Origin of the sequence: Fodinibius sediminis, assembly GCF_900182555.1 — a bacterium.
Classification (GTDB): Bacteria; Bacteroidota; Rhodothermia; order Balneolales; family Balneolaceae; genus Fodinibius; species Fodinibius sediminis.
In genome coordinates, this window is the sequence record NZ_FXTH01000004.1 from 193,530 (window position 1) to 216,610 (window position 23,081).

Genomic DNA, 23,081 nt, shown 5'->3' on the forward strand with positions numbered 1-23,081 from the left:
CCACCCATGATTGCCATCATCAACTACGAAGCCGGAAACTTAGCCTCGGTATCAAATGCACTCAGCCGGCTGGACGTACCCCATACCATTACCAATAAAGAAAAGGAACTTGACGAGGCGTCCGGAATCATTTTCCCGGGGGTCGGCCATGCCAGGCCGGCCATGGAATCGCTGCAGGCAAACGGGCTGGACCACTGGCTGAAAAACACCTCCAAGCCAGTTCTGGGTATCTGCCTGGGCATGCAGCTGCTCTACGATTCATCGGAAGAAGGAGATGCCAGCGGACTGGGTATTATTCCCGGTCGGCTCAGGAAATTTGATGCTTCGCTGGAAAAGGTTCCCCACATGGGCTGGAACACCTTTTCGGATATGCGGGATCACCCGCTTCTTGAAGGATTCAGCACTGATCATTATTTCTACTATGTACACAGCTATTACGCCCCGGTCAATGATTTCACTATAGCTTCCTGCCGGTACATTACCAACTTTGCATCTGTGGTAGCCAAAGACAACTTTATGGGGGTTCAGTTTCACCCTGAAAAGTCTGGAAAAGCCGGGGCTCAGCTGCTTCGCCAGTTCCTGCAGTATGCCCTGACCTCATAGTTTCCTGCCGGCACCATAAATATCTGGGAAATCAATCTTCGCGGACGAGGCCCGCCACACGGGCCCCGCTGTCATCCAGGATTACATAAACGGCAATTTCCTTGTCCGGATATCTGCTCCGGTCTCTGCGGGTATAAACCTGCAGCTTAAAAACAGCCGGGAAATTCTTTTGTGTTATCTTCCACCTATCTGGGTCCAGCGTTATCATCGGCCGCCGTGTGCTCCCTCTGATCGATTTTTCCGTCCCCTCCGCGCTGACACTAAAGGCATAGTCGGTCTGATCTGCTTCATACAGCTCCCCCTCGATACCCAAGTCTGTGAAAGAGATGAAGATCTTCCCTCCTTTTAACACGGCCTCGAACTTGTCCAGGGGATTTAGACGGGCATACCAGTAGCAACCGATTTTGTCCCTCCGCTCTATTAATGTCTGAATCAGATACGCTTCAGCAGCAGGATCGGGAAGGGCTCCGGTCTCAACAATGGCCCGGATCTCTTCATCAGAAAAAGCCATGACCATTTTTGCCCCCCATAATCCATCGCGGGGAGTAACCTTCTCAAATGCCGGATTTGGGTAATTGGGGACCCACCGTCCGGGATTGAACAGCGTTGATTCGAAATAACCAACCGAAGGATAAAAGGGTCGGTCGCGGGCTTCCGGTTTGGCCCAGGGCTTCACATACAGGCCAAGGCTGGTATACAGCAGACCCATATAGCGGGGATCATACCGATATTCCTGCCCTCGTTTTGTGTGCCTCAACGTTGTACCCACGGTCCCGAGGGTGGAACCCATATCGAGCAAATAATGGCGGATGTACTGCCTGCTGCCCTCATCCACATAGACCGCCATCGTATTGGCCCATCGGCGATCGGTATCATTAAGCCATGAGGCCAGCACCCGGAGGCCTCGCACTTCCCTGCGGTCTTCATGCGGAATCCTGTCATTGGGATCATCCCTGCGCCTGCCCCTGAAATTCCAAGGCCCCAGCGGGCGGCCCTCCACATATTTGCTGGCCAGGACCCTCACTTTTCCATCACTCCTGCTGTATCCTTTTTTTAATATCTCCCGCAGGTCCGCCTCGGTCATCAGCTGTTCCTCTCCCTCCTTGACTACCGTGGCATCTTCTGCTATCATCAGCTGCTCAGGATCCAAATAGGTAATGCTGTTTTGCGGCACAAAATATCCGGAAGCGTAATATATATTGGTAGCAATCACTTCTGAGGAGGACATCAACCCGGGGTATCCGTTCCGGTCCAGTTTGATGATGTATGTATTATCGCGGGCATCACGGATTGTAAAGCCGGGGGTTACCCCTTCCGATTTTCCCCGGATCACCGTAATGGCCCGGCTGGTATCTGGTTTATCCCCTTTTACCGGTCCCTGCTTCAAGGCTTCGATGCTCATCGGCTGGAAATAATGACGGCGCGTATACCAGCTGGAATTGGGAACTTCATCCAGCACGTTGACATTTTCTGCTTCATCCCTCCCATTCGTGCCCATCAGCTGCCCCAGGTATTGAAATGAAGACCCCAGATCCAGGGGTTTTTCCAGTTGATAAAAGGTACTCAGATAGAAGGTCTCCCAGCGGAAATGCTCTTCCGTTTCAGCGGGGAGCGGAATATCCCTGTTATCCGGATCAAATGTTTTAACGGCTTCCAGGGTATACGGCTTAGACGTGCTGCATGCACCCAGTAGCGATACTCCTGCAATAAACAGTACAATTTTTACGGTCTCCATACTTTTACCCTGAGAAAGCTTTTTATCATCTCAAAAGTTCATACTGAATTCCATCAGGCTCCGTGTTCCTTCGCGGCTGAATGCTATTTCAACCCGGAAAAGAAAATCAGAAGCCGTCATAAATCGCAGGCCGGTTCCATAAGCACCGTGGAACTGATCCAGATCAATCTGCCTGTAGTTGTGAAATACCTGTCCCTGGTCGGTAAATAAGACCGCATCCCAGGTATCCCAGATGGGATACCGGTACTCAAGCGTCAAAAGCAGTGAGCCAAGATCCCGAAACCGGTCCTGCCGATACCCGCGAAGATTCGCCGCATCCCCCAGGATGCTCTTTTCATAAAAAGGCACAGAACTGTTGCCAAGCGGGTATCTTTTCTGGAGACGTGCACGAAGTGCCAGCCGACGGTCCAGGGGCAGGCCCGGAAGAGGAAAGAACTGCTGCCAATCTCCGTAGTAGTTCAGATACTCATAATCACGGCCTGTCGTACTGCGGTTGTAACGAACCCCCAGATCAAAGAGCGACCCGGAATAGACCCGTATTTTTGTCTGTTTAAAATCGTAGGAAGTGGTGATGGTGCTGAGCAGGTTATCATTTGTATTCCGGGAAAGCGCCCTCCTGTTGTCTGCGATCATACCGAGTCCTGTATGAAGCAGCGTAGCTTTCCCCAGCCCAAAGCCTTCCGATTGCAGAGCACTGGGAAGCGGGGCTTCCCCCTCCGCCGCTTCCATGGAAATATCACGGATCACTGCGTGGGTCAGCCCCAGCGTAAGCTCGGCAAGGATACCGGGTGTCACCAGATAGCCCGCTTCTGTTTGCAGGCTGTAATGTTCTATCCGATAAGAGGCTTCAAGATCATCTGAACTGCTGTTGCCTCCCAAAAAAATATTCTGATCATCATTTAGCCGCATATTCCCGTTGAAAGTAAGCTGATACCGCTGCAGCTGTTCCGGGGGAATTTTATAATTTACCCCGAGCTTGAAATTTTCAGCATTCGTATAAAAAGTATTCACATCAAGAGAATGCCCGGTACCGGCCACGTCCCGGTTAAAGTAGGTAATACCAGCAGCAAAGGCAGTCCGCCCCCCCACCGAAAAGTTTGGATAAAAACCCGCCGTTCTCTCTTCATTCAAAAAAAGATCGGACAGCCTGTCGTACACCTGGTATTCCTGGCTCCAGATGACGCCCCATTTGAGGGGCATAATCGCCAAGTGCAGGATGGATGCCGGAATTCTAAGTATTTCCCTGCCCAACCCCGTCTCAGCACGGTAGGGTATGGAATCGGGATGAACGGCAGCCGGCAGCGTATCAGGAAGAACGATTATGGAAGGGCCGGGGGGCGAGCCCCCCCTCTTCACGGAGAACGATTCAGACATGGTATCTCCGGCCATCCCCGACGAAGGTCCGATGAACCAGACAAACAACACCGCCATTCCAAAGATGTAAAACGCTTTAGTCATTGATTGATCCACAGGATGAATGATCAGGGGTAATCAGTTAAAACAGGCCTGCTTACGCTCAGCTTAAACAAACAAGCTTATCCACTGATTAGTTTAGATTGATTGACGGTTTTATGCAACTCACTTCTCATACAATCTCCCGGCCGGCAGCAATACTCAGATGGTGCAGCACCGGGTGCCGCAGGTGAGACAGGTAGGTCAGGGCTTCTCCGGCTGATTGCATCTCCTGCCCGAACTCACCATAATCATCCTGCCTGGATAGCAGTGATTCAAACAGAGGCATCAGGTATTTTTTTATTTCCCACTCGATCAGATTATCCAGGAATTCTATGCTTTCGGATACCAGTACTCTATTTTCACTTCGAATTCCCTTGTACACATTGTAGATATCGTGGGCGTCATAAATCAGGCCCAGCAGACGGAATATATTTTCAAAACTCCTGGCCGCCTCTTCCTGAATACTCTGCAGCAGCTCATCAAGGTGATCTGACCGTTGCAGCAGCGAATAGGACTGTCTGAGCAAAGCGTACCGCCGGGCTTCTTCGTAGACAAACCGCTTTAGCTGCTCTTCATCAAAAATGGGCGATTCGAGTCGCTGCCGCATCCGGCTCAATGCTTTGACCACCTGGTGCCTCACCGGGATATCACAATGATCGAGCCCCATCTGCAGGACATCCAGAGCTACCTGGCTGTCATTAAGATATAAAATACGGGGAATAAGCAACCGCTTGGAAAGTGCAACCTCGTCGTCTGTCAGATAATCAAACAGGGTACCCAGGATTCGATCCCCGTACATCGCAAGTCCCTTCTGTGCCGTTCGCCTGTATTTCTCGGAATTCAGATAATCCAGCAGCAGGTGGATGAACTTCCGGTCGCCAACCCGGCCGGCCGCAATGATAGCCCTTTGAACCACCTCGGGCGAAGAATCCTGAAGCAGCCCCATGAGAATATGCGACCGATCCCGGGCATAAACCACTCCCAGTACACGGGCCACCTCCATTTTCAGATCTTTCTGATGCTCTCCCCGGTAGTTCGCTGCCTGTTCCAGATAATCGGTTGTGATGAGCGCTCGCTCTTCTCGTCCCCCGTCCTTGGCAATCAGCCCCAATGTGGCGATGCGAATTTTGATGTCCTGGTGATGCAATCCTTCTTTGAGAATCTCGAGCCAGTCCACTTCATACCTTTGGGCGTCATAAAAATGATAAATATACCGGGCCGCCTCCAGACGCACCGCTACACTGGAATCCTCGATCATCCGGGCAATCTCTTCTATATAACCATCAATTTCACACTTGCGGAACAGCTGCAGGCAGGATGTCCTAATCCCCGGATCCGGATGTCCCAGTAGCCGCTCCAATACCTGCAGGGGCATCTCCTCAGCATCGCACCTTTTCCTTAGGCTTTCAAGTGCCCGCAAGACCGTAGCTTCATCATGACTCTGCAAATTCTGTACAAGCTGATCCATCGACGCCATGCTTCCTCCCTGCTGGAGGGCTGCCTGTTTATTGTTTACCTGCTTTTCTACAGATTCGCGAAACTCATTGACATACGATCGCTGAACCCAGTACGCCAGTATGATCCAACAGGCAAGCAATCCAATCACCACCAGGCTGATCTGCTGCACGGAAAGCGTCAACTGGAATGTCAACAGCAGCAGTAACAGTCCAGCGAAGCCCTGAGCACCGTTATCTACAAACAGATCAATAAATACCTTGGTCCGTTTCTTCAGGTTCATCTTCACCGGTATAAACAGCAGTTCCCGCCCTGTTCGGTCCAGGGAGTGTTTCAAGCTCTGGTCTGTCCCGCGTAACAGCACTGCAGCAACCAATCCGGTCCAGATAAAGAGTCCTACAGAACCCAGAAGCAGGATGCAGGGCAGAAGGGTAACGGCTCCGCCTACACCACGCCGCTCGATAAATTTTGTGGACAAAAATAGCTGTAATACCAGGGCAATGATACTGACACGCCCGTAAAAGCGACCCATAAAGGCCGTAAGCCGCTCGTCGGTTAGATAGACAGCCGAAGCTACGGTCTTGAACTGATAGTCGATAATTGTCGTCGAAATAACGGAAATGGCAATAATACCGATGATCAGCATCAGGTGACGAGAGTTCATGATATCATTAAAAAATCGCCGTCCCATTTCAGGTTGTTCGCGGACCGGGTATGATTCTATAGAAGATTCCGCCGGAGCAAATGTCCCGTCGGCTTCCTTCCGTATCGCCCACACCAGCAAGAGAGTTCCAAATAATATCACAGCACCTACCAGCAACAACTGCTGGGGGGCAACCCCCGCCTGGTCAACCAGAAAACCCGTGATTTCTCCTCCGGCCATCGCTCCTGCTATAGCGGAAAGACTCAGTAGTCCAAATATCCGTTTGGCCTGCATGGGATCAAACAATGCATTGGCCAGGAGCCAAAACTGCGAAGTAATCAGAATGGAATAAATACTTACCCAGATATAGAAACCAAAATAGAGAATCTGGGAATCTGTCCGGATCAGCCACCAGATGACCACCAGATTAACGGCCAGGAAGAGGGTAATACCGTTGATTACCCATCCCATACTCACCCTAGCGGAAAAACGTGAATAGCCGATTGAGATCGGGACAACAGCCAAAGCGGTCAAAATAAAAACAAACGGGAGCTGCCGGGGGCCCAGCTCAACCAGAAAAAGGCTGTCGCGTACCGGCTTCAGCAGATAGAGGGTTACCAGCAGGATAAAATTGTACAGGACCATAAGCCCGACAATCCTGCCTTCTCCTGATTTAAGGTCTACTATTGAGAGTAGGTATTCTTTCATGCATACATATTTTATGACCTTAAGAAAGGTAAAAAGGAATACGGCCTATTACCAGCTCCCTCCCCAACTATTATCCTGATAGATAGCTGATTAAATCACTATTCCGAGGACCGGTTGCCGGGTATCGCCCGCCATTTTTGCCTTGTGCATTAGTGATTAAGTTGTTATTATTTTGACTGAACGATCAGTCAAAATAAAATATGAGCCCCAGAACCCCCGAACAGAACAAAAAAATACGTGAGCAGACACAACAGAAGATTGTCGATGCCGGCTTCACCCTGTTTGCCAGGGAAGGCTACGCCTCAACCAGTATCGCTGCTATCGCCCGGAAAGCGGGGGTCTCCAAGGGGTTGATTTACCATTATTTTGACAGCAAGGAAGCCATACTGAGTACGATCTTTGACCAAATGATAGACCTCGGGGATGAGATTCTTGATTTTCCCGACGATTTTACCCCTGCTGATAAAATGCGCCAGACCCTGCAGGAAACCTTCCAATTTATAGAACAGCAAACAGGGAAAGGACGCCTGATGATCACCCTTGCCCTGCAGCCGGAGACCTACAGCAATCTGCAGTCTAAAATTGAGCGAGTCAATGAAACCCAGACGGTCAAATACATCGAAATGCTCAGAGAACTGGGCCATCAGCAGCCAGAGCTGGAGGCCTATCGTCTGGGAGCCCTGATGGACGGCATTCTCATGGGGTACGCAACGATGGGCGAAGCCTATCCCCTGGAAAAAATGAAAAAGAAAATAATGGAAGACTATGTCCCCTCTTAAACACATAACGTTCACCATTATCGTACTGGGTCTGGGCGCCCTGCCTGTACAGAGCCAGGATGCCACTGCCATCGTTCAAAAAGCCTATGACAATATGCAGGGCGAAAGCTCAAGAGCCAACATGACCATGACCATTGTACGTCCCAGCTGGAAGCGCAGTATTGCGATGAAAGCCTGGAGTATGGGAGAGGATTACAGCCTCATCCTGGTCACCGCACCGGCCAGGGATAAAGGATCGGCCTACCTCAAACGCGGAAATGAAATATGGAATTGGCTTCCCAACATCAACCGCACAATCAAACTCCCCCCCTCCATGATGAGCCAGTCATGGATGGGATCCGATTTTTCCAATAACGACCTGGTACGGGAGGCTTCTATTGTCGTCGACTATAACCATACCCTCTTGGGCGATACCACCATCAGCGGTTACGACACTCATAAGATTCAGCTCGAACCCAGGGCGACAGCTCCAGTGGTTTGGGAAAAAGTTATACTCTTTGTTACCAAGGATGAATTTCTGCAGCTCAGAGCTGAATTCTACGATGAGAACGGAAAACTGGTCAGGCTGATGGAAGGATCAGAGATCAGGGAAATGGGAGGACGCATGCTCCCTTCTCGCATGGAAATGACACCAGTGGAGGAGAAAGACAAAAAGACGATTATCGTTTACAATAGTATTGAATTCAATATCAATATCTCCGAGCGCTTTTTTAGCATACAGAATATGAAACGCCTGCAATAATCATGCAGCAATAGAATACCCGACGGATCCATGACTGGGAATAGGGCCGGTGGCCCTGCTCCTGCTGATAACCGATAACTTACTGTCCAAAATGATATGCTGTCTTTGAAACTGGCATGGAGAAATATATGGCGCAGCAAGCGCCGTACGCTTATTACCATCGCCTCCATAACCATTGCCGTCTTGCTGTCGGCGGTTATGCGGTCGATGCAGGAGGGGCAATACAAGGATATGATTGACACCACAGTAGGTACCTTCAGCGGCTATATACAGGTCCACGCCAGCGGCTACTGGGAAGAGCAGACTCTGGAGAACAGTTTTATACGCACAGATTCACTGCTGACCCAGCTCAACGCTCCTGAGGGGGTCAGCGCCGTGGTGCCCCGCATCGAATCCTTTGCCCTGGGAGCGGGCAGTCGGCAAAGCCGGCCAGTTATGGTGCTGGGTATCGATGTAGATGCCGAGAGACAACTGATGAATCCCGAAAAGAGACTCGAATCCGGTCACTACTTTAAACGCAATGATGAACGGGCAGCCATTGTGGGCCGCGAAGTGCTGGATCGGCTTCAGCTTCAGCGGGGTGACAGCCTGGTCCTGTTGGGACAGGGCTTCCGGGGCATGTCGGCAACAGGCCTGTACCCTGTAAAAGGCACTTTCTCATTACCGAACCCGGAAATGAATAAAAGCCTTGTCCTGCTGCCTCTGTCTACCGCCCAGGATTTTCTTGCAGCGGGAGACCGACTCACCTCCGCCGCTCTCGTAGTAAGCGATCCGGATCGGACAGCCGATATTGTTCAGGAGCTTAGGGAACGCCTGCCGGGCGAGGCTTATGAAGTACTGCCATGGCAGGAACTGATGCCTGGACTGGTCCAGGGCATAGAGGTGGACCGGGTAAGTGGTTACATCATCCTCGGCGTCCTATACATGGTTGTCGGTTTTGGCATACTTGGCACTCTTTTAATGATGATCTCAGAACGGACCTATGAGCTTGGCATCATGCTTTCGGTGGGAACGCCCCGCCGCAGGCTGGCTTCCATCCTCTCGATAGAAATCCTGATTGTGACCATGATCGGAAGCATAACGGGCATCCTGATGAGCCTGCCGATCTCCTGGTATTTTAATGCCTACCCCATTGAATTGACCGGTGATATGGCAGCAACCATGGAAAACTATGGATTACAGCCCATGATCCAGTTTTCGGTTGACGCCTCCATTTTCTTATCGCAGGCATTGATCATCTTTGTCATCACGCTCCTCTTCAGTTTCATTCCCATTATCCGTGCCAGCAGGCTCAATCCAGTCAAAGCCATGAGGTCTTGATTATGATTGCTAATATTATCAAACTCGGCTGGAAGAACATCTGGAGAAATACTACCCGGAGTGCTGTTGTCATCACGGCCGTCCTGCTGGGGACTTGGGCAGGCGTCTTCCTGTCAGCTTTTTTTACAGGCATGGTACAGAGCTACCTGGACAACCAGTTTAAACTGACCGTCCCCCATATCGAGCTGACCCATCCCCAGTTCAAGGATCTGTACCGTCCGGAATATTCCATCCCCGGGGCCGATACAATCATCAGTGACTTGCGCCAGCGGTCTTTCGTTGAGAAAGTGTCTGCCCAAAGCCTGGCGAGTGGTCTGGCCCAGAGTGCCCGCAACAGCTATGGCGTAACCATTCACGGCATCCTGCCCGGCCGTACCCACGGCGTGAACACCTATCTTAAAGAGGGAACCATGCCCGGCAACGACCAACAAAATCCCGTACTTGTCGGGTCCAAACTGGCCGAACGACTGGGACTGGAACCAGACTCCAGGGTAGTATTGAATTTTCAGGATGCTGCTGGAAACATTACCGGAGGAGCCTTCCGTGTAGTCGGTATCTTTGACAGCTTCAGTTCTGTTTTTGATGAGACCAATGTCTTTGTCACTCAGTCCGATCTTAATCAGCTGATGGAAGTTGGCGATCAAGTGCACCGTCTCAGCCTCACGATCACCGATTTCAGCCGGGCAAACAGCTATGCCCAACAACTTCGAACAGAATTTCCCAATCTCCGGGTAACTACTTGGGGAGAGGCGGCGCCCGAACTGCAGTACAGTTTTCAAATGACCGACCTCATGATGTACATCGTGATGGTTATCATCATCATTGCACTCGTGTTCAGCATCATTAATACCATGCTGATGGCGGTCCTTGAACGAACACGCGAGCTGGGCATGCTGCGGGCCATCGGGATGAATAAAACCCGCGTATTCGCAATGGTGGTGTGGGAGACCGTATTTCTCACCATGGTTGGAACCCCTGTGGGACTGTTTCTGAGCTGGCTCACCATTTCCTATTTTGGCCATGCAGGCATTGACCTGGGCGCTTTCTCTGAAGGGCTGAATGCCTATGGGCTGGGTGCCGTTGTTTACCCCGGTCTGCCTCCGGGCTACTATTTTAACATCACCCTTCTCATTGCCTGTGCCGCCCTGCTCTCAGCCCTCTATCCAGCCTGGAAAACCCTGCAATTGAATCCTGTGGAAGCAATTCGAAAAATCAACTGATTATTATCATTATGGCTGTTATTGAAACATACGGAATCTCCAAAATATACAACCCCGGAAAAGTACCGGTCCCCGCCCTCAATGGCGTGAATTTAACCATTGAGAAGGGAGAATTTACGGCCATTGTAGGGCCCTCTGGGTCGGGCAAGACCACTCTCCTGAATATCATTGGAGGCCTTGACAAACCCACCGGGGGAAAGGCTGTCATCCAGGGCACTGAGCTGGGCGGACTTTCCGACCGGGAGCTGGTTGATTTTCGGCTGCATCATATCGGCTTCGTATTCCAGTCGTACAATCTCATTCCCGTACTTACCGCTATAGAGAATGTTTCTTTTGTCATGCAGATGCAGGGTAGGCCGGCCAAAGAGTATCATCAAAAAAGCATGGCCCTTTTAAAAGAGGTTGGACTGGAGGATAAGATTCACAAACGCCCCTCCGAACTTTCCGGTGGACAGCAGCAGCGGGTGGCTGTAGCACGCGCCCTGGCCTCCAAGCCCGACTTTGTACTGGCAGACGAACCCACAGCTAACCTCGATTCCGTCTCTACGGCCGACCTCCTGGATATGATGCTTGAGCTTAATAAGATTGAAGACATGACTTTCGTCTTCTCCACGCATGATCAGCGGGTGATTGAGCGAGCCCGGCGGGTTGTCACTCTTGTAGACGGCAAAATAGACAAGGATGAAATACGTGCCGCATGATCACTCATGATACCAACCATATTGATCCCCTTCACCGAATCTCAGCGGGGAACCGCAGCCGCCGCCCCACGGCAGAGCATTGCGTACACAGACTTTGGCATGGCAGTTTGAACGTTCTGAGATGCTTAGCAGTCATAGTCGTTCTATGGCAACAGCCTGTTATCGCCCAGGAGAAGAATGTTGATGTGGATCTGAGCGGCTACCTCAAAGAGCTGGGACAGCTCGCGCTGGACAATAACCTGGCTACTGTGCGATACAACAACATTATACATCATCGGCTGGAAACAGACTGGAGCCTTTCCAGGCATTTTTCTTTCCAGCTCGATATGCGCAATCGGCTGATGAATGGATATAATGTTCTGTATCAGCCCGGCTACGACCGGCTGCTGGAAAAAGATCAGGGGTACCTGGATTTAAGCTGGGTTCCCATTCATACCTCCCGTACCTTGTTGCATACCCAGATTGACCGCATGCACCTGACGTACCAAGACGGGGATTATGAGGCCGCTCTGGGAAGGCAGCGACTCAACTGGGCCAAAACATTTGTATGGAGTCCCAATGATCTCTTTAATAATTTTGCCTACCTGGACTTTGACTATGAGGAGCGCCCCGGCACCGACGCCCTTAGTTTTCAGTACAGCTGGGATTTTGCCTCCAGCATTCATATCGCTTTTCAGTTTGCCGACCGCAGCAAAGACCTGGTTGCGGCCATAATGCTTCGCGAACACTGGCAAACCTACGATTGGCAATTTATAGCCGGTCAGTACCATAACCAGCTGGCCCTTGGTGGCGGATGGGCCGGCTACATTGGTGATGCCGGCTTCAAAGGCGAAATCGCCTATTTCCAGCCGGAAGCCCCCCTCTTCAGAACCGCCGGTCGTTTCTCAGCGACTACCGCCTTCGATTACATGTTATCAAATGGATTGTACCTGCAGGCGGAACTGTTATATAACGGAGGCCATGACACGACGAGTGATCCATTCAGCAGCCTGGTGCGTCCCCCCTCCGCTGACAACCTGTTCATCGCCCGCTCCGGCATCTTCCTGAATGGTTCCTACCAGCTACATCCGCTGGTGAGCGGAAGCATGGGCGTTATAAGCAGTGTTGACAAGTCGTTGTTTATTTTCTTACCACAGCTCACATTTTCTATTGCCGAGGACCTTGATTTCCTGATACTGTCTCAGCTGTTGAAGGGCGGCCTGTTCTCTGACAATATTGCAACTCCCAACCTGTTATTCATGCGACTCAAGTGGTCGTATTGACGGATGCAACATGCTAATGCCAAAACAGTGAATCATAATCTCAAAATCAGACTTTAAATACGCTTTACTGCGACCCTAAAAAAGCTCATTATGGATACCCAACTGCTACGCTTTTAGATTTCCTATGATATCACATCGCATTTTAGCACTCTTAACAGTCTGCTTGCTGCTGGGCGGTTCCATCCCGTCCCTCGGCCAGACCTCTCATACTGATAGCGCACCCCCGCCACCCAAAATTGGCTTGGCGTTAAGCGGCGGAGGCGCCAAGGGCTTTGCGCACATCGGCGTCCTGAAAGTATTGGAGGAGGCCGGCATCCAGGCCGATGTTGTAGCTGGCACCAGTATGGGAAGCATCATAGGCGGACTTTACGCCATTGGGTATACCCCTGCCATGCTCGAAGAACTTGCTCTCACCTACGACTGGGAAACGTTTTTCAGCAATCGATCGCCCCGTGAATATCAATCGATCTACCAAAAAACAAATCCTGCACAAAACCTCCTTACCTTCCCCTTCAGGGACGGATCCGTTAAGCTGCCCCGGGGACTTATCAAAGGTCAGAAGATTGCGATGCTGCTGTACCGGCTGACCGAGCCCTACCATAGCGTTTCCGATTTTCGAAAGCTCCCCATCCCCTTTGCATCCATCGCAACGGACCTTGCCACAGGCGAAGCAGTACGGATGGACCGTGGCTATCTTCCGGAAGCCATCCGGGCCAGTATCGCCATTCCAAGTATATTTGAACCAGTCACAATAGATACCTCCAGTTATATTGATGGCGGCATCGCCCGTAATATTCCCGCATCAGATGCCCGCGCCCTCGGTGCAGACATCGTCATTACATCAGACGTCAGCAGGCCCCTTTCACCCGTAGACAGCCTCCACTCCTTTGTCGATATCCTTTGGCAGTCCGTTGGCTTCACCATGAAGAACTCAAACGAACAGCAACTTGCCCTCACCGACCTTCATATCCAACCCAACATGGAGGCCTACACAACCTTTGATTTCGACAAGGCCGCCGAACTCATCAAGCTGGGCGAACAGGCCGCCCGAGAAATGCTGCCCCGTATTAAAACACTGGCACAGGCCACCGAAAAACACTCCTCTCTCCATTTTATCCCGTTTATCCAACAATCGGACACTTTGTTGATACAGCGTCTTAACATAGAAGGAGCCAACGGCTATCTGCGGGACCGTCTGAAAAATTCACTTCGCATTAAAACGCCCACTCGCCAGTCGCTTGAGGAACTGGAGCAAAAGTTAAACCGCATTTACAATTCTGGAGCGTTCACCGATCTCATCAGTTATCGCCTGCAGCATCTCGAAGGGCAGGAAGGATATCTCCTGAATATTCAAGTCAACACCCAGAACCAGCAGACGGTTGGGCTGGGGGCGCGCTACGACAGCCATTATAAGGCATCGCTGCTTTTCAGCGGTACGTTCAACAAAATTTTTACCGCCGGGGACGTCCTGTTGGCAGACCTGCGGCTGGGAGAACAGATCCAGGTGCGGGGTACCTACATCTTACCTCTTTCTTTTTATCCCAAAACAGACCTCACGCTAACGGGGAGTGCCAGCCGCCTGCCCATTGATATCTTTAACAATGAACAGCGCATATCAACCATTGATGTAGAATGGCTCTCCTTTTCACCGCAGCTGCGCATAGAGATCATGCCCCAGCTTTTTATGGGAATTGGTCCCCATTTCGAAGTCTATAACCTGAATGAGGCCGTGGGGGAAACACTGATCCTGGACAACATAAGCGGCCTGATTACCGCTCAAGTGCTGCTCTACGGGGATTCCTTCGATCATACCTATTTCCCTTCCCGGGGGCAAAAACTACTTGTTAAATCGGAGCTTTCTGAAAGCCGATGGGGAAGCAGCCGTTCCTTCTTTCAAATCACGGCAGACTGGGAGTCCCGGATCCCGGTGACCGACCGGTTCTCGCTGCTGGCCCGGCTGACCGCCGGACATACGGTTAATTACTCTCCGGTACTGCCGCTGCATTACCACTATTACGGGGGCGGGGCCATCCCGGTTTCTATCCTGGAAGATCGCCAGTTTCCGGTGCTGGGATATGACGTACAGCAGCTCTCCGGTGAGAATATCCGTGCCCTGCAACTGGGTACCCAGCTCAGAATTCGGAAAAACGCATTCCTCCAGGTCAAATGGAATGCCGCCAGGCTGACCAACCAGACAAACTGGAATCTTGATCCCTCTGACTTTCAATCGGGCTTTGGCCTTTCGGCGGGCGCTCAAACCATCATCGGTCCGGTGGAATTGACATTAATGGCCCCGGATATGAACGGTCCCTATGCATTGCGCATAAATGTGGGATATCCCTTTTAAGAACATAACCACGTGACACCGCTTCTATCATGACCCCGACCGAATGCCGTGATAATGGCAAAACATTACCTATGGCCCGGATTTTATCACCCGGTACGTATATTCATCCGTAAACGTGCGACCAAACATATCGGATACCTGCACTTCAATCGTATGCTCTCCAATCGGCAGGTTGTTGGGCACCCCTGCATTCCACAGATGCGTCGACAATACCGGATTTGATGGGCGTCGCCCCTGTAGTATATTGTCAGCCTCATCCCACTTTTGGCGAAGCGAACTCACATGGGGATCGGCACGATCCACGCGATTCATGGCGCGCCAGCTATCATCAACACCTTTCACCCGGTAGCGCACCTGACTGAACTCGCTGCCCAGAAAATAATTGACGTACAGCTGGGCACCGTGCCAGGAATCCTGGGGAACGACCTTGGGCCCCCAGATACTCATCTTGTATTCCTTTGGTTTGTCAGCCACTTTATAATCAATGGTGAAGAAGTTTCCTTTGATATTCAAGATCGCATAGCCATTGGGCGTACCATCGCGCATGAGCGTGGGCGGGATACCCCGCTCATCAGGCACTCCGGACCACCAGTCTCCATTTGTAGTCCCCACATTGTAGTGGATATGGGGCTTTAGCTGTCCCCATCCCTCATTCCGGTCAAAAAAACGGAACTGCTGAATGTGCGTGTGCGCCGACAATGAAAGAGTATGCGGATATTCCTTGAGCAGATTGAACAGGCGCTGTCGATCAGATTTGCGGAAAATTTCTCTATCCTGTGGTGTAAAGAGCGGAATATGGAACGCCAGCACCACCAGATGATTGTTTGGCACATGCTTCAGATCATTTTCAATAAAGGACAGCTGCTTATCGGTAAGCCCGCCAACATAGCCCGATTTTGCACCCCCGCGTGGATAAACAATATCATCGAGGATGATAAAGTGCGCCTTGCCTTTATTAAAGGAGAAGGTAGGCGGGCCAAAAGTGGCTTCAAAGGTCTCATCAGCATGCTGATCCGTCCGGGCATCATAGTTCATATCGTGGTTGCCCTGAACACTAAACCAGGGAATCCCGATTTTTTCAACCGACTGGCTGTAGGGGTGAAACAGGGACAAGTCATCACCGACGATATCTCCCAGGGTGATCCCAAATGCATATCCTTCGGCTTCCTGGAGCTCAGAAACGATATCCCGATCGAAGTAGGTCACCTCCCGCTCGGTATAGGGCTGTGGATCACCAAAAAGAAGCACGCTAAATGCGCTGCGCTGTTCTGCTTTCAATAACGGAAAATCCACGGATTCGGGCATCGGTCCCGTGGGCTTCACGCCTTGAAAATTCAGCTCCGGAGAACCACCCGGCTTGTGCAGGTAATAGAACTGCGGGCGGTTGAACTCATCCAGTGGAAGCTTATAGCCCGATGGCTTGATCACAAATACCTGCCCATCCTGATCATCAATCTCCAGCGTATAACGGCCCCGATCATCAGTAAGGACGACCTCCTGTCCATTGGCGACCGCCACATCTTCAAGGCCCTGTTCCCCGGAATCCTGTTTCCCATTATCATTCAGATCTATAAATACTGTTCCCTGCACCATCTGCTGGGCACGGACCTCCGGGACAATGGACCCTATACACCATACCAAAATAATAAAATAACGTAATTTCATAATATCTGCTGCTTGTTTACCTTGACGGCTCAAAGCTAATAAGATTCGCGGATCTTCATTTAACGTAGAGATTAACAAATCTTAAACTTACTTTCCTGCCTGATAATAAATACTAACCTAACCATTGAAGCAATGATTGTCATTCCCGCTGTTGACCTGCTCGACGGGCACGTGGTCCGACTGCAGAAAGGAGACTATGAACAAGTAACCATCTACAATGAGAACCCTCTGCAGGAAGCCAGAAAATTCAAGGAGGCGGGGTTTACCCATATCCACATCGTTGATCTTAACGGCGCGCGGGAAGGGAAATTTGTCAATCTCGGCAATATCACAAAAATTATCGACGAACTGGACCTCTCAATACAAACCGGGGGGGGCATTCGCAGCTATAAGGATGCGGCCATGCTCCTGGATCAAGGCGTCTCAAATATCATCTGCAGTTCAATGGCCGTAAAGAACCAGGACGACTGGCTCAAAGTGCTGGACCGCTATGGGAAGCGGGCGATCCTGGGCATGGACCTCAAAGAGGGCAAGGTGGCCTATGGCGGATGGCTGAAAACGCTGGACCAGTCGCTGGATGATTTTCTCCACCCCATGATCGAACGGGGCCTTTCCACCGTACTGTGCACCGACATTTCGCGCGATGGGACGCTGGAAGGGGCCAATACCGAACTGTATCAGTCACTGCAGCAGCAGTACCCAATGCTACAGTTTATCGCATCCGGCGGTGTTTCCGGTCCCGGCGATCTGGCTACCCTCGATGAAGAGAACCTATACGGCGTGGTAGTAGGGCGCGCCTACTATGAAAAAAAGATCTCGCTGGAAGAGATGCTTCACTATCACCGGGAGGCATAACCCGGATCTCTGCCCCCCCTGGGGATGGATATTTCCCGAGACCTGGCATCCTCTCACTTCGAGGGATTCCTCATCATGCCCATGAACAGTACCGTACCGCTGATTCGTTCACGGATCAGATATATAAACGGGCGATCTACCACAAAAGACGGTTTCTGCACCGACGTCACTCCTATGCCGACAGAGGTTGCGGCCGCCGCTTCACTGCCCTTTTCATCCACGGTAATATTGGCCTTGTGCATGACCTTGCTGATAAACAACTGTTTATCAGCATTGATCTTTGAAAAATTGGCATCTACCTCATCAAAAGCCTCCTCCATACCCATTGTGGCAAGTACGTCATTCAGATTTTTCTTATAGCTGGATTCAAATTTGGGCATCTTCAGTTGCAGTTTCGTTTTCTGAAGCTGTTCGGTCCAACCAGCGAGGTTAGATGCGCTGAGAGATTCCTCCGCAAACCTTGTAATCGGGACATCAGGATCCGAAGGCATCAGTATTGTCATCTGGTACAGGCTGTCGCCATAGGCCATCTCTGCCATCTGAACGATCTCCGAACGAAACGTAGCTATGGGAGCATTCTGACGCATCATCTCCACTTGAACACTGGAACCATCTTCGAGCTGGAACTGACCCGGCTTGGTATCCTCAGGATCAAACCGATAGAGCCAATTTCCCTTGAAATAGGTCGTATTAATGAGATAAAGTACCACCTCGGAAGGGATGCTACCGTCGATAATTGCAGGGATGCGATCATTCGTCTCGGCACACACCCAGTCGTTGATAATATCAGCCGATGAAGCTTTGCTGAAATCCAGCGAAGCGACCCGTGCACTGAAATAGGTCTGAAGGGTTTCGTAAAAATCGGGGGCAATAGTAAAACCTTCACGTCCCCACAGCGAATTGGCTATCTGAATTTCCACCTTGGGATCAAGGTCCAGCAGCAGTTCCGTAAGGCTCTGGTACGACTGATTAATAGCCTGAAGTTCCATTTCTGTCATATCAACTGTTTCCTTTATGCCTGACAGGGTTGCCCCCTCCGCCCCGTTTAACATCATCCCCAGAGCCATGGAAACACTGAAGGGCGAAATAAACACATTATCTTCCTTCTCGGTAGCTGTAACTTTCCTGAAAAGATCGAAGCTGAAGGTATGGCCGGTACGGATAAGTTCTTCCTCGCCGGCCGTAAGGCTTCTGGGGAGTGTTTCAGGATGTTGATCATCAACATTCACCCCGTTATTTACACATCCCTGGATCCAGGGAAATATTAAAAACAGTATCACTAGTATGTGCTTCCTCACAGCCTCCATAATTACCAAGCAATTAGATTATTCAGGTTTTGCAGCATCAGTAATACACACGGCCAAGCGTAGGTAACTACTGCATGACCGGTTTATTATCGCCATTCTGTAGGTTCGTAACCCGAGGATGACGTGGAACCCCTCTTAAAGACACGATCTCCGGCCCGTCGCTCAAATTTTGTGATAAAAGAGCCCTGCCCTTCCTGCCGTACAAAACGAACCAGACGGGCCAGCAGGTAAAAAATAAGAAAAACGATCAGTGCGGCTATTACGGTAACCAGGGGGTGTTCGGATAAATTCATATAAACCTGCTGAAAATAGCTCACGCCCTCGTTGATATAATCCATCACGTAATTGACAGCTCCGCTCCCGTATTTCTGATTAAAATTGGCGGCCGTCAGGGTATTGTAGTCATTTACAATCTTGCCCACCTCCGGAATATTCTTAATCCACCATATACTCTCGCGGACGGCTTCCGGCAGCGACTGAAAACCTTCCATCATCTTTGCAAAAAAACCGCCGCGGGCGGCAGTGGCAATGAGTGCTGCGAGAGGAGCCGCCAATTTGAAACAATACTCAATAACAAAAAGAAATAGATTTGCTATAAGACGCATATAACCTGAAATAAATTGTGATTCCCTGCTTACAATGCCTTAACTTCTGCTTCACAAATCCAATATATAGAAAAAGTAACAAAGCAAAACAAAACATAGGCATGCTGACAAAACGGATCATCCCGTGTTTGGATATTAAAGACGGCCGTACTGTAAAAGGTGTCAATTTTGAAGGCTTACGCGATGCCGGAGACCCTGTTGAGCTGGCCCAGCGATATTCCGAAGAAGGAGCCGACGAGCTTGTGTTCCTGGATATCACGGCGACGAAGGAAAAGCGGAAGACACTGGTGGATCTGGTAAAAAAAATATCGCGCCGCATCGATATCCCCTTCACCGTGGGCGGCGGCATTGGCAGTGTTGAGGAAATTGCCGACATTCTCCATGCCGGCGCCGACAAAGTATCGCTCAACAGTGCTATCGTCCGGGATCCCGATCTGATTAACCGTGCGGCCCGGCAGTTTGGATCGCAGTGTATCGTAGCGGCCGTTGATGCAAAACGTACCGATGGCCAGTGGACCGTCTTTATCTCGGGTGGTTCCAAAAATACCGGACGCGATGCCTTGCAATGGATCACGGAAGCTGAACGCCGGGGGGCCGGTGAAATTCTGCTCACCAGCATGGATCGCGACGGAACCAAATCGGGCTTTGACCTGGATCTTCTGTCCGAGGTAAATCAACAGGTATCCATTCCGGTGATTGCCAGCGGCGGGGCCGGAACCATTGCCCACTGCAGGGATGCTATAAAGCTGGGCCATGCCGATGCGGTACTGGCGGCCAGCATTTTTCATTTTCGGGAAATTGAGATTTCCCTGTTAAAAGAGGAGCTGCAGCGTGCCCAGATTCCAGTAAGACAAACCTTCTAATTTTTTCAACTCCAATACCATACATAGTATCCCTGAGAAATTATGATTGACATCGAATCTCTAGATTTTACGAAAGGCGATGGTCTTATTCCCGCTGTCATCCAGGATGCCAGTACCTTCCAGGTTCTTATGCTTGGATATATGAACAGAGAGGCGCTCGAGGCTACGCTCGACAAGAAACGAGTTACATTCTACAGCCGCAGCAAAAAACGGTTATGGACCAAAGGCGAGACCTCCGGCAACTTTCTTGAACTGGTGGATATCCAGCAGGATTGCGACGACGATACGCTGCTCCTGTTGGCTCAACCACACGGACCGACCTGCCACACCGGAAATCAAAGCTGCTTTTATCAAAAAGACTTTGTCTCGGAAGAGCCCCTGTTTTTCCTGCGGGAACTTGAACAATTGATTGCCAGCCGAAAACAGGAACGTCCCGACGATTCATACACTACCTATCTGTTTGACAAGGGAGTGGATACCATTGCACAGAAAGTGGGGGAAGAAGCCGTGGAAACCGTTATTGAAGCAAAAAATAATCAACCGGACGAGTTTATCGGTGAAACAGCCGACCTGCTTTACCACTTAATGGTACTGCTTGCTGAAAAAGAAATATCGCTGGACCAGATCATAAAGCGCCTCAAAGAACGTCATAAGTAGTCGTAAGGCCCGCTGTATTTTATTTCGGTTTCTGCCGTACTTTCAGTTCTGCCGTTTGACGGCAACGCGATATAACCAGCCAATAAAAAACAGGGCTGCCAGTCCACCCGCCCAGTCGGCATAAGGGATAAACCATTCCGGGACGATACGAAGGGCATCGGTACTCTCCTGTATGGCAAATGGAATAGCCAGGATAATTCCCACCAGTGCTTCGCCGGTTATAAGACCGGATGAAAACAGCAGCCCTTGCCGTTCAGCTTCTCCACGCGCCTGTTCAGGATCCTTTCCTTCTTTACCGGCCCTCCTGGCAACGGTTCTGCCGGCCCACCAGGCAAGCCCCCCCCCGATAAAAATAGGTACCGTCAACTCCAGCGGAAGATATATGCCCACAGCGACCGCCAGCACCGGACTGCGAAAAGAGGATCCGCGGGCTTCCAGCACCTTGTCGAATATTATGATAGCGACGGCGATCACTGCTCCAATCCAGATCATATTCCATTCCAGATTTCGGGCAAACACGCCTTCAGCAACAGACTGCATCAAGGTTGCCTGCGGGGCACTCAGCATTTCATCCGGGTTCATGCCCTCTCTCGGCAATACGCCCCCCAGGCCATAGGCGTTAAACAGGAGACTTAAGATTGGAGCTATGACCAACGCCGCTGATACAACGCCCACAATTTGCATAATCTGCTGTTTATAAGGGGTCGCCCCCACGAGCTGACCGGCCTTCAAATCCTGCATGTTGTCACCGGCAATAGCAGCGGCACATGCCACCATCGCTCCCACCACAATGGCCGCTGCAGCAGCCGCCTGGGCTCTGCTGCTGTCTACAGCGAAATCCAGTTGTGTCCCCAGTATAGCCAGCAATATAAGTGAAGTGGCCAGTATGGTGGCAATGGTAACACCGGAAATGGGATTGTTTGAGGAGCCGACAAGTCCGGCCATATAACCCGCTACGGAGGCAAATAAAAAGCCGGCCACCAATGAAAAGAGAACACCCGTCGCCATTGTCAACCAATACAGCCCCCTGCTGACCGGCAAGTGCGTGGTGTCGATTACCTGGGTAAAGACAATAAAAATAGGTATTGATAGTCCCACCACCCCCCAGAGCACCAAATTTATCGGCATATCGCGCTCCGTGCGCAACCCCTGGTCGCCATCTCCCGAACGTGCCTGCTTGACAGCTTCCCAAGACGATTGAATGCCATCTTTAAGCGGCTTGGCCAGTGAAATAAGCGCCCATATACCTCCCACAACCATGGCTCCTACCCCCATATAGCGTATTTTTTCACTCCAAATCTCCAGGGCCGCCTCATAACCTGATATCCCGCCTGTGACTTCGGCAATTTCGGCAGGACTGGCAAATGCCATATACAAGGGAATCCCAAACAGCCAGGAAATAAGTCCGCCTCCAAAAACCAGCACTGCAATATTCAACCCTACAATATATCCTACCCCCAGCAGAGCCACCGAAAGCTCCGTCCCTATTCCGAATATCGAGTGACCGGCTGTTACCGAACCGCTGACGGATCCGGAAAATATCTTCAGCCCTGTTTGTCCCAGTTTATACCCCCCGGCCGCCAGGGCAGCCCATGCGATTTGTATAATGCCTTTCCCTCCCGTGCTGCCCGCTTTCAAGACTTCTCCGGTGGCAACCCCCTCCGGGAATTTTAATTTTTGTTGAATGATAAGGGCCCGGCGGAGCGGAATCGTAAAGAGTACACCCAGTATGCCTCCAAACATGGCAATGGCCATGGTGTCCCAGAATGGGAAGTCGGTCCAGTACCGGAGTAGGATAAGGGCGGGAAGGGTAAATATAACCCCGGCTGCCAGCGATTCGCCAGCCGAGGCGGCCGTCTGTACAATATTGTTTTCCAGTATATTGGAACGTTTAAAAAGCCGGAGGGCGGCCATGGAAATAACAGCTGCAGGGATGGAGGCGGAAACCGTCATCCCTACCTTCAGTCCCAGATAGGCATTGGCCCCGGCTAAAATAGCCGACAGCAAGATACCAAGCAGAACCGCTTTGACTGTTATTTGCGGCAGATCATCTTCTGCCCGAACGTAAGGCGTAAATGTTGTCTCTGATTTGCCCACTGAATTCTGTGTATGTTTGCAATTTGTGACATATTCAAACAGAAATGATCACGGGAAGATAA

General features: G+C 50.8%; 18 protein-coding genes. 11 read left to right on the plus strand and 7 right to left on the minus strand.

Annotated elements, in window-relative coordinates; translation table 11 throughout:
* The first annotated feature begins 6 nt into the window (after positions 1-6).
* Positions 7-603 (plus strand): imidazole glycerol phosphate synthase subunit HisH, encoded by a 597-nt coding sequence (gene hisH / locus FN808_RS06090; protein ID WP_142713668.1) that lies wholly within the window; start codon positions 7-9, stop codon positions 601-603.
* A gap of 31 nt (positions 604-634) precedes the next feature.
* Here the strand turns inward: hisH and FN808_RS06095 are convergent, their stop codons facing one another.
* The 3 genes from FN808_RS06095 to FN808_RS06105 all read right to left on the minus strand — a co-directional run bounded on the left by FN808_RS06095 (position 635) and on the right by FN808_RS06105 (position 6,599).
* A complete protein-coding gene (locus FN808_RS06095; protein ID WP_142713669.1) occupies positions 635-2,338 on the minus strand; it encodes a hypothetical protein in 1,704 nt (567 codons plus the stop codon).
* Positions 2,339-2,368: 30 nt separating this feature from the next.
* Positions 2,369-3,796, minus strand: coding sequence for a BamA/TamA family outer membrane protein (locus FN808_RS06100; RefSeq protein ID WP_142713670.1), 1,428 nt, complete (start codon positions 3,794-3,796; stop codon positions 2,369-2,371).
* Positions 3,797-3,923: 127 nt separating this feature from the next.
* Positions 3,924-6,599 carry an Npt1/Npt2 family nucleotide transporter gene (locus FN808_RS06105; RefSeq protein WP_142713671.1) on the minus strand — a complete coding sequence of 892 codons (2,676 nt, stop codon included), beginning with the start codon at positions 6,597-6,599 and terminating at the stop codon, positions 3,924-3,926.
* Between the two features lie 200 nt (positions 6,600-6,799).
* On the opposite strand from FN808_RS06105, the gene FN808_RS06110 reads away from it, so the two are divergent.
* The 7 genes from FN808_RS06110 (at position 6,800) to FN808_RS06140 (ending at position 14,970) form a co-directional block, all read left to right on the plus strand.
* On the plus strand, positions 6,800-7,378 hold the full coding sequence (locus tag FN808_RS06110; RefSeq protein ID WP_142713672.1) for a TetR/AcrR family transcriptional regulator: 579 nt from the start codon (positions 6,800-6,802) through the stop codon (positions 7,376-7,378).
* Entirely contained in the window at positions 7,365-8,120 is a 756-nt protein-coding gene (locus tag FN808_RS06115; protein ID WP_221929938.1) for an outer membrane lipoprotein-sorting protein, read from the plus strand. Before FN808_RS06110 ends, FN808_RS06115 begins: the two co-directional genes overlap by 14 nt.
* Before the next feature lie 96 nt (positions 8,121-8,216).
* Entirely contained in the window at positions 8,217-9,440 is a 1,224-nt protein-coding gene (locus FN808_RS06120; RefSeq protein WP_142713673.1) for an ABC transporter permease, read from the plus strand.
* 2 nt (positions 9,441-9,442) lie between these two features.
* Positions 9,443-10,660, plus strand: coding sequence for an ABC transporter permease (locus FN808_RS06125; protein WP_142713674.1), 1,218 nt, complete (start codon positions 9,443-9,445; stop codon positions 10,658-10,660).
* Between the two features lie 11 nt (positions 10,661-10,671).
* Positions 10,672-11,361, plus strand: a complete 690-nt coding sequence (locus FN808_RS06130) for an ABC transporter ATP-binding protein (protein ID WP_142713675.1) — start codon at positions 10,672-10,674, stop codon at positions 11,359-11,361.
* Entirely contained in the window at positions 11,358-12,623 is a 1,266-nt protein-coding gene (locus FN808_RS06135) for a hypothetical protein (RefSeq protein WP_142713676.1), read from the plus strand. Before FN808_RS06130 ends, FN808_RS06135 begins: the two co-directional genes overlap by 4 nt.
* Before the next feature lie 124 nt (positions 12,624-12,747).
* On the plus strand, positions 12,748-14,970 hold the full coding sequence (locus tag FN808_RS06140; RefSeq protein WP_142713677.1) for a patatin-like phospholipase family protein: 2,223 nt from the start codon (positions 12,748-12,750) through the stop codon (positions 14,968-14,970).
* 69 nt (positions 14,971-15,039) lie between these two features.
* On the opposite strand, the gene FN808_RS06145 is transcribed toward FN808_RS06140, so the two are convergent.
* The gene (locus tag FN808_RS06145) at positions 15,040-16,635 is read right to left on the minus strand and encodes a calcineurin-like phosphoesterase C-terminal domain-containing protein (protein ID WP_142713678.1); all 1,596 of its coding nucleotides are present in this window, start codon (positions 16,633-16,635) and stop codon (positions 15,040-15,042) included.
* Between the two features lie 132 nt (positions 16,636-16,767).
* Between FN808_RS06145 and hisA the strand changes: the two genes are divergently transcribed.
* Positions 16,768-17,490, plus strand: coding sequence for a 1-(5-phosphoribosyl)-5-[(5-phosphoribosylamino)methylideneamino]imidazole-4-carboxamide isomerase (gene hisA / locus FN808_RS06150; RefSeq protein ID WP_142713679.1), 723 nt, complete (start codon positions 16,768-16,770; stop codon positions 17,488-17,490).
* Between the two features lie 53 nt (positions 17,491-17,543).
* On the opposite strand, the gene FN808_RS06155 is transcribed toward hisA, so the two are convergent.
* Together FN808_RS06155 and FN808_RS06160 are read right to left on the minus strand one after the other, a co-directional pair.
* Positions 17,544-18,770, minus strand: a complete 1,227-nt coding sequence (locus FN808_RS06155) for a serpin family protein (protein WP_185958275.1) — start codon at positions 18,768-18,770, stop codon at positions 17,544-17,546.
* 113 nt (positions 18,771-18,883) lie between these two features.
* Positions 18,884-19,402, minus strand: a complete 519-nt coding sequence (locus FN808_RS06160; protein ID WP_142713681.1) for a hypothetical protein — start codon at positions 19,400-19,402, stop codon at positions 18,884-18,886.
* Positions 19,403-19,503: 101 nt separating this feature from the next.
* Here FN808_RS06160 and hisF point away from each other — a divergent pair, with 101 nt between their 5' ends.
* Positions 19,504-20,265 (plus strand): imidazole glycerol phosphate synthase subunit HisF, encoded by a 762-nt coding sequence (hisF, locus tag FN808_RS06165; RefSeq protein ID WP_142713682.1) that lies wholly within the window; start codon positions 19,504-19,506, stop codon positions 20,263-20,265.
* A 42-nt stretch (positions 20,266-20,307) separates the two neighbouring features.
* Entirely contained in the window at positions 20,308-20,922 is a 615-nt protein-coding gene (gene hisIE / locus FN808_RS06170; protein ID WP_142713683.1) for a bifunctional phosphoribosyl-AMP cyclohydrolase/phosphoribosyl-ATP diphosphatase HisIE, read from the plus strand.
* A 42-nt stretch (positions 20,923-20,964) separates the two neighbouring features.
* On the opposite strand, the gene FN808_RS06175 is transcribed toward hisIE, so the two are convergent.
* Positions 20,965-23,019, minus strand: coding sequence for an OPT family oligopeptide transporter (locus tag FN808_RS06175; protein ID WP_142713684.1), 2,055 nt, complete (start codon positions 23,017-23,019; stop codon positions 20,965-20,967).
* Positions 23,020-23,081: the final 62 nt, after the last annotated feature.